This is a genomic window from Plectonema cf. radiosum LEGE 06105 (assembly GCF_015207665.1).
Lineage (GTDB): Bacteria > Cyanobacteriota > Cyanobacteriia > Cyanobacteriales > Nostocaceae > Rivularia > Rivularia radiosa_A.
Window position 1 is genome coordinate 21,081 of sequence record NZ_JADEWL010000089.1, and the last position, 7,987, is coordinate 29,067.

A 7,987-nucleotide genomic window follows, 5' to 3' on the forward strand; every position below is an offset into this window, starting at 1 on the left:
CTGCAATTATTCTAAATAAATTAAATTGCTGCTCTCAGAAAATTTCTACTTTATTACTTGTTAACGGCGTTCCCCGTTGATTTTTTGTTGAAGAATCCACCCTCATCCCTATAACTGTTATAAAATCATATGCGATGAGGTGGTAACAACGAGCTAATAAAGATGCAGTTCTCAAAGCTCTCAACTCAACTTATAAAAATCACAATAGTAATCAAAAATGAAGAACTAATGAAGTAGATTTTTATCTTTACAAATCTTCATCATTAGCTGAAGTGCAAAATATAAATTAAAGTAAAGAAACTTGTTTTTTCTTGAAGCTAGGTAACTTTTAGGCAAGAAACTCGTTAATAATGATTTTCAATACAATAAAAACATTTTTCAAATTAGCTTGGTGATTAAAGATAGATTTTTTGTATAGATGCTATTAGCATATGTTGATAATATCATATACGGTTAAACAATTCTAATAAAGGGAGTAGGGAATAGAGGGAAAAAGAATGTCGAGCTTTTTGTACAGATTCGAGTGACAATAACTAATCATCCGGACTTGATATAAATGAAGAATTTGTGGTAAACAACTTTTTTGATCCCAAATCAACAGTTATCATTAAACATTCAAAAGTCGTGGCTGAATCGCTATAAATAAATTAGGCGGCTGATTGTATTATTGCGATTAAAATGGCAAAACTGATAACTTATAAATTAACCGTGTCGTACTTCCTCCATGACCTAAAGGTACACGGTTTTCATACTACCGGAGGGTTTTAGATGAATGGTAAATTTTTATAACTCTGTGGAAAAAGCTTAGTTTCCAGGTTTAAGAGGTATTGATAAAATGAGAATTTTAGTAGTTGAGGATGACAAGTGTATTGCCAAAGCTTTAGAAAACATTCTTAGCAATCAACACTATATTGTAGATATTGCAGATGGTGGTTTGCTCGGCTGGGAGTTTGTCGAGGCTTTCACCTATGACTTAATCTTGCTTGATGTTATCCTACCCGAACTTGATGGCATCAAATTTTGTCAGAAGTTGCGACAACATCATTATCAAATGCCTGTTTTATTATTAACAGCCCAAAACTCCAGCAATGATAAAGTCTTGGGATTAGATGCTGGAGCAGATGATTATGTGGTCAAACCTTTTGAAGTCACAGAATTATTAGCTCGGATTCGGGTTTTATTGCGTCGTAAAAATACACCGATACAAACAGTTTTACAATGGGAAAATCTGCGTCTTAACCCTGGTAGTACGGAAGTTACTTATAACGATCATTTGCTCAACCTGACTCCCAAAGAATATCGTTTACTGGAGCTTTTTCTTCGTAACCGTAATATTGTGTTTAATAGAAGTGAGATTTTAGACCATTTGTGGTCTATGGACGAAGCACCTAAAGAAGATACAGTTACTGCTCACATTAAAGGTTTACGGCAGAAAATGACCAGAGCAGGAGCGCCGAATGATTTGATTGAAACTGTTTATGGTTTGGGTTATCGCCTCAAAGATGCTGCAAACGGTAAAGTAAAATTTTCTCTAGAAAAACATCAAAATAAACCAAATAAACTAAGCAATAAACAACAGCAAACTAAAGAAGCATTAACTAAACTATGGGAAAAGCTGAAAGTAGAAAGTATTGAGGGTGTAGAAGTTTTAGAGCAAGCTGTTAGTGCATTACTAGAGAATATTTTAGAGGAAGAATTAAGAGAAAACGCCCAAAGAGTAGCGCACAAATTGGCTGGAAGATTGGGAATTTTTAGTTTTTCCCAAGGTTCTGATCTAGCTAGAGAAATAGAACAAATTTTCAAATTGCAAGTTAATTTAGACCGAAATCAGGGAATTTATTTGAGAGAATTAGTCAACCTTTTACAACAGGAAATTAAACAGCCTGCCTTTAAACAGTCTAAAAAAACTGTGGAGTATGATGAATCCTCTGTAATGGTGATAATTGATGATGATGAAAAACTAGCCCATAGCATCATTAAATTGGCTGTTGCATCGGGAATACAAATAGAATTAGCACGAAATTTATTAGCAGCAAAAGAAGCATTAACTAAGCCTAAAATTGATGTGGTTTTACTGAGTATTTCCCTTGCGAAGACAAGAGAAGACAGTCTAAATCAACTTGCCAAATTAACGAATTTTTCTACACCACCAATCCCAGTAATACTATGCACAACTGATGATAGTTTAGCTAATCGGGTAAAATTGTCCCGATTATTTACTCATGTATTTTTACAAAAAACATTACTTCCTGAAAATTTATTAAAAGTGATTTCTCAGGTATTGACACAAAGCCGTTCCCAAGCTGGTAAAGTTATGGTGGTAGATGACGACCCACAAATTTTAAGTTTAATGAGGGAATTACTAGAACCTTGCGGACTAAAACTTTCTACATTAAATGAGCCATTATGTTTCTGGGATATTTTAATGAAAAATTCCCCTGATTTACTGATTCTTGATGTGGAAATGCCTCATATTAATGGTATTGATTTGTGTCAAGTAGTTAGAAATGAACCACGTTGGAGTGGATTACCTATTGTGTTTCTCACAGTTCATAATGATGCTGATACTATACAAAAAGCCTTTAATGCAGGTGCTAACGAATGTTTGAGCAAGTCTATTGTTGGACCGGAATTAGTGACTCACATATTCAATCGCTTAGAGCGAATCAAATTATTTCAAACTATTAATGGTGTAGCTAATTAGCGAATATTTTCATCTGGCAATTTTAATTTTTTCATCTTTTAGATAATGCAGTTTAATAACCCACGTCCCCAAAGTTCAGATAAATCCTCCAACAGTGGTGAAAAGTCAATTGCTTCTGTTGAGGTACTTCTACACCGGATGATAACTAGGATTCGTCAATCCCTAGAATTACCGGCAATCCTCACCGGAACAGTGACAGAAGTACGTACATTATTGGAAACAGACCGAGTTAAAGTGTATCGTTTTGATGCAGATGGTAGTGGAAAAGTAGTTGCTGAATCAGTTATCCAACAACGTCTACCATCGCTTTTAGGACAACATTTTCCCGCAGAAGATATTCCACCCCAAGCACGTGAATTATTTATCAAAGCACGTCAGCGTTCAATTGTAGATTTAGCTACACAACAAATTGGGGTAAGTCGATTAACTTCTCCCGAAACTGGAGAGTCAATCGCTGATGATATTCGCTTTCGTCCTGTAGACCCCTGTCATGTAGAATATCTCACATCAATGGGTGTACAGTCCTCTTTAGTCGTGCCGATTTTTCATCGCGATCAACTATGGGGATTATTAGTATCTCATCATAGTTCCCCACGACAGGTAACACAACGAGAATTACACATTATCCAGCTAGTTGTAGATCAATTATCAATCGCGATCGCCCAAAGTACCTTACTAGAACAAACCCGCGCCCAAGCAGCACAAGAAGCTATGATTAACCGAGTCACCAAGTTGTTGCATTCGATGACTGAAATGCAGTTGCAACAGGCTTTGGAATTAACTGTCAATGGTTTGCAAGCGGCGGGTGGCAGAATTTACATAGTTCCGCAAAATCCTCAAGAGCAAGCACAACTGTTTGTTTGTGGGGAATGGGAATTTAATAAAAGTGGAGAAAAATTTGAGCAGCATCCGACTTGGCAACAATGGTTAGAGGAACAAGTCACTTGCAGTAATGGAATTCAAGCCCGGATAATTCCAGATTTACATCAAGTTGCTTTACCAGAATATTTAGAAACGGTTTTTTTAAACAATAAAATTCGTAGCTTGTTAGTTATCGAACTGCAATCTCGACAGCAGAAGTTAGGCTATTTGAGTATTTTTCGCCATGAAATTGAAGTTGAAACTTTATGGGGCAGAAAACGCGATCGCGACGACCCGCGACAACAACGTCCAATAGTATCTTTTGAGACATGGCGAGAATTAAAACAAGGTCAAGTACAAGAATGGACTTCAGCAGAAATTGAACTTGCTTTAGCTTTGGGTAGTCACTTTGCTACGGCAATTCATCAATACGAACTGTATCAGCAAGTTTATGCTCTCAATGTGGACTTGGAACGAGATATCCAAGAGCGCAAGCAAGCAGAGTTAAAAATTTCTGCCTTGAATGCCGAATTAGAACAGCGAGTACAAGAACGAACAGCAGAATTACGGCGAGAAATCAGCGAGCGCGAACAAGCAAAAGCCTCACTTGAACGCCTTAGTAGGCAAAGTGGGTTAATTTTAAACTCCGCAGGTGAGGGAATTTACGGATTAAATTCCCAAGGCAAACTGACTTTTGTTAACCCAGCAGCAGCAAGAATGTTGGGATATCGGGTAGAAGAATTGATTGTTTCAATCGCTAATAAGAATTTAGATTCTTACCCAAGCTACATTCTTTCGGAATTTCCACATCAGTCTGAAGAAAGATTTATGCACAGGATATTGAATCATTCTAAGCCAGACGGAAGTCCTTACCCTTGGGAAGAAAATCCTATTTATGCCACATTAAAAACTGGCGCAGTGCAGCATATTGTTGACGACACATTCTACCGTCGAAATGGAACAAAATTCCCCGTAGAGTATGTTAGTACACCAATTTTAGAAAAGAATCAGATTGTAGGTGCTGTTGTGATTTTTAAAGATATTACCGAGCGGCAAATAGTAGAACGAATGAAAAATGAGTTTGTCTCAGTTGTCAGTCACGAATTGCGGACACCCTTAACTTCGATTCGCAGCGCTTTAGGTTTACTTTCACATGGTTCCCTGAACAATCAACCCGCCAAAAGTCAACGGATGCTGGAAATTGCCTTTGATAATACCAACCGTTTAGTGCGTTTAATTAACGACATTCTTGATATTGAACGGATTAATTCTGGCAAAGTAACAATGGAAAAACAAAATTGCAATGCCGCTGAATTGATGATACAAGCAGTAGATGAAATGCGAGCAATGGCTGAGAAAGCAGAAATCAAACTTGCGTTGAAACCTTTGCAAGTACAATTATGGGCAGACCCAGATAGAATCGTTCAGACCCTAACTAATTTACTCAGCAATGCGATTAAATTTTCACCACCACATAGTACAGTCTTTCTTGGGGCCAAAGTACAAGATTCTCAAATATTATTTCAAGTCAAAGACCAAGGTCGAGGAATTCCTGAAGATAAGCTCGAAACAATTTTTGACCGTTTTCAACAAGTTGATGCTTCTAACTCTCGACATCAAGGAGGTACGGGTTTAGGATTAGCAATTTGTCGCAGTATTGTGCAACAACACGGTGGCAAAATCTGGGTTGAAAGTATTTTAGGTCGTAGTAGTACTTTTTATTTCACATTACCTCTTAATGAGTAATAAGTAAGAAGTAATAAGTGTTTTTAAACTCATTACTCATTACTCATTAACACCTAAATAATATGTTAATTTAATTCTGTCTAGTAGTTCATCAAGGAAGCTTTGCCTGGGGTTTATGCAATTTACTACTCCCCACTCACTACTGACTACTCCCCACCCCATAATTATGACCTTTTCAGCTAACGCTGCGCCTACTTATAAAAAAAACAAATGACCAAACGTATTTTAATAATTGATGATGATCGAGATATCCGAGAAGCCACTCAAATGTGTTTAGAAATTTTAGGTGAATGGGAAGTTCTGAGTGCTGCTTCAGGTAAAGAAGGTTTAGTTACAGCCGCAACAGAGCAACCTGATGCGATTCTTCTAGATGTAATGATGCCAGAGATGGACGGGTTGACAACTTTTGAGAAACTACAAGAGAATCCGATTACCAAAAATATTCCTGTAATTTTACTTACAGCAAAAGCTCAACCTGCCGAAAAGCGTCATTTTACTCAACTTTGTGTTGCGGGGGTTATAACCAAACCTTATGATCCGTTTACTTTAGCTGAGCAAATTACTCAAGTTTTGCGATGAGAATTGTATTTTCTTCATGGATTATTCATACTTTTTACCTACCCTACAAAGTGAAGCTGGCTAACAAATCACCGAAAATAATTCAACAAGTATCCACCGATTTATCAATTGGTAAATGTTGCGGGAGTTGGTAGCCAGAAAATACTTGGCACCCACGGGTAAATGTAAATAGTGAACCACCGACGTATCCTACTAATTATTGAAAATGTAGATGCAATACAGGAAGTTACTCAGGTTTGCTTAGAAACAATAGCAGGTTGGGAGGTTGTAATCACGAACTCCCTAAATGAAGCTATTGCTAAAGCTACAACCGAAAAAGCTGATGCAATTATTCTGGATTTGAATGAAATTATATTTGATTTTGATTGCAATACCATATTGCAAGAATTACATAATAAACCAACTACTCAGCAAATCCCGATAATTTTATTAACTTCTACAGAACAGTATAAAGAATTGTCTCAATTAACCGAAATTGGAATAACCGCAGCCATTATCAAGCCTTTTGATTTATTAACCTTAGCTAGACAAGTCGCGGTTGCACTCAACTGGGAATATTAATAGCTGAATTTGCCATATTTTAATTAAATAAATATTTACATAAATGTAAGCTTTTGTAAATAGAATCTTCTTCTTCATCAGTTCTTCAGAACTTTTTTTTATTTTTCAAATAGCAACTAATTTATTGCTTACAAAGTTTCAAACCCAGGAGTTTTTGATGATTCGTAAATTAGAAGTAGATACTTTCTGAAATGCTAATAATTGCGCTCCGACTTTTTGAACAGCAAGTATCGCGGTTTTAGATTAAATAATTCAAACTTCCTTCTTACATTTAAAAAAGTCACAAGCCCCTGGATTATTTTCCCCGTCAATCTAAAATCGTAAATCCAAAATCTAAAATTTAGTGACCTCTACCTTAGACTAAGGAGCCATTAATTAAATGGTACAGTCTGAATTACAACGCACAATTACGACCTCAAGCGATAGTGATTTGGTCGATAAACATCAAAGTCAAAACAATCTTTTAGAAACAAGCGGTTTCTCCTCGATATGGGAAAGATTTTGTCAATGGGTAACTAGCACCGATAATCGTCTGTATATTGGCTGGTTTGGCCTAGTGATGATACCGACTCTTTCCATTGCAGCGATTGTTTTTATAATTGCCTTTATTGCTGCTCCTCCCGTAGATATGGGTGGCTGGGGAGAACCAATTTCTGCTTCTTTGTTACAGGGAAATAACATTATTACTGCTGCGGTTGTTCCTACATCAGCAGCGATTGGACTGCACTTTTACCCTGTTTGGGCAGCAGCGTCCTTTGAGGAATGGCTGTGCAATGGAGGACCATATCAGCTGATTGTGCTGCATTTTTTGATTGGCATCTATTGCTATCAAGATCGGGAATGGGAGTTGAGTTATCGTTTGGGAATGCGTCCTTGGATTAGTTTAGCTTTCTCTGCTCCAGTCAGTGCCACAGCAGCAGTATTGTTAGTTTATCCAATTGGACAAGGAGGGTTTTGTGAGGGAATGCCTTTAGGAATTTCGGGGACTTTCTATTTCATGTTGAAGCTACAAGCCGAACACAATTTTCTGATGAATCCATTTCACATGATTGGAGTAGTTGGAGTTTTGGGAGGAGCATTCTTGAGCGCTATGCATGGTTCTTTGGTAACTTCGACTCTAAACTTTCCTACAGAACATGGTCACAAACAACCAACTTATAATTTCATGGCAGCCCATAATTATTTGGGAAGGCTTGCGTGGCATGGTTTGAGCTTCATAAACAAGCGCAATTTGCATTTGTTATTAGCAATTGTGCCGGTGGTAGGAATTTGGTCTGCGGCTTTGGGTGTCGTCTCTATGGCATTTAATATCAATGGCTTGAATTTTAATCAGCATATACACGATAAGCAAGGGCGAGTAATCAATAGCTGGGCAGACTCGATTAGCTGGGCTGATTTAGGAATAGAAGTGATAGACGAAGGTAAAATTTACTCTTTCCCCTTGGATTTATCATCTGAAATAGTAATACCTGTGAAGTAATTAGAGTCTGGTGAATAAAGACTTATTTATCAAAGTTTTGGGGCTAGATATTCCCC

The 7,987-nt window shown here is 37.2% G+C and carries 5 protein-coding genes; all 5 read left to right on the forward strand.

All coding sequences use genetic code 11. The features are described from left to right. Window positions 1-835 precede the first annotated feature (835 nt). Complete coding sequence (locus IQ247_RS21585) at window positions 836-2,704, forward strand: response regulator (RefSeq protein ID WP_193923207.1); 1,869 nt, start codon at window positions 836-838, stop codon at window positions 2,702-2,704. A 45-nt stretch (window positions 2,705-2,749) separates the two neighbouring features. After that, a complete protein-coding gene (locus IQ247_RS21590) occupies window positions 2,750-5,311 on the forward strand; it encodes an ATP-binding protein (RefSeq protein WP_193923208.1) in 2,562 nt (853 codons plus the stop codon). Window positions 5,312-5,521: 210 nt separating this feature from the next. Further along, the gene (locus IQ247_RS21595) at window positions 5,522-5,890 is read left to right on the forward strand and encodes a response regulator (RefSeq protein ID WP_193923209.1); all 369 of its coding nucleotides are present in this window, start codon (window positions 5,522-5,524) and stop codon (window positions 5,888-5,890) included. Window positions 5,891-6,061: 171 nt separating this feature from the next. Continuing rightward, the gene (locus IQ247_RS21600; protein WP_193923210.1) at window positions 6,062-6,451 is read left to right on the forward strand and encodes a response regulator; all 390 of its coding nucleotides are present in this window, start codon (window positions 6,062-6,064) and stop codon (window positions 6,449-6,451) included. Between the two features lie 379 nt (window positions 6,452-6,830). Further along, window positions 6,831-7,931 carry a photosynthetic reaction center family protein gene (locus tag IQ247_RS21605; protein WP_193923211.1) on the forward strand — a complete coding sequence of 367 codons (1,101 nt, stop codon included), beginning with the start codon at window positions 6,831-6,833 and terminating at the stop codon, window positions 7,929-7,931. The last annotated feature ends 56 nt before the right edge of the window (window positions 7,932-7,987 follow it).

Coding starts and splice junctions, on each gene's coding strand:
- IQ247_RS21585 (WP_193923207.1), top strand. CDS start 836: ATGAGAATTTTAGTAGTTGAGGATGACAAGTGTATTGCCAAAGCTTTA.
- IQ247_RS21590 (WP_193923208.1), top strand. CDS start 2,750: ATGCAGTTTAATAACCCACGTCCCCAAAGTTCAGATAAATCCTCCAAC.
- IQ247_RS21595 (WP_193923209.1), top strand. CDS start 5,522: ATGACCAAACGTATTTTAATAATTGATGATGATCGAGATATCCGAGAA.
- IQ247_RS21605 (WP_193923211.1), top strand. CDS start 6,831: ATGGTACAGTCTGAATTACAACGCACAATTACGACCTCAAGCGATAGT.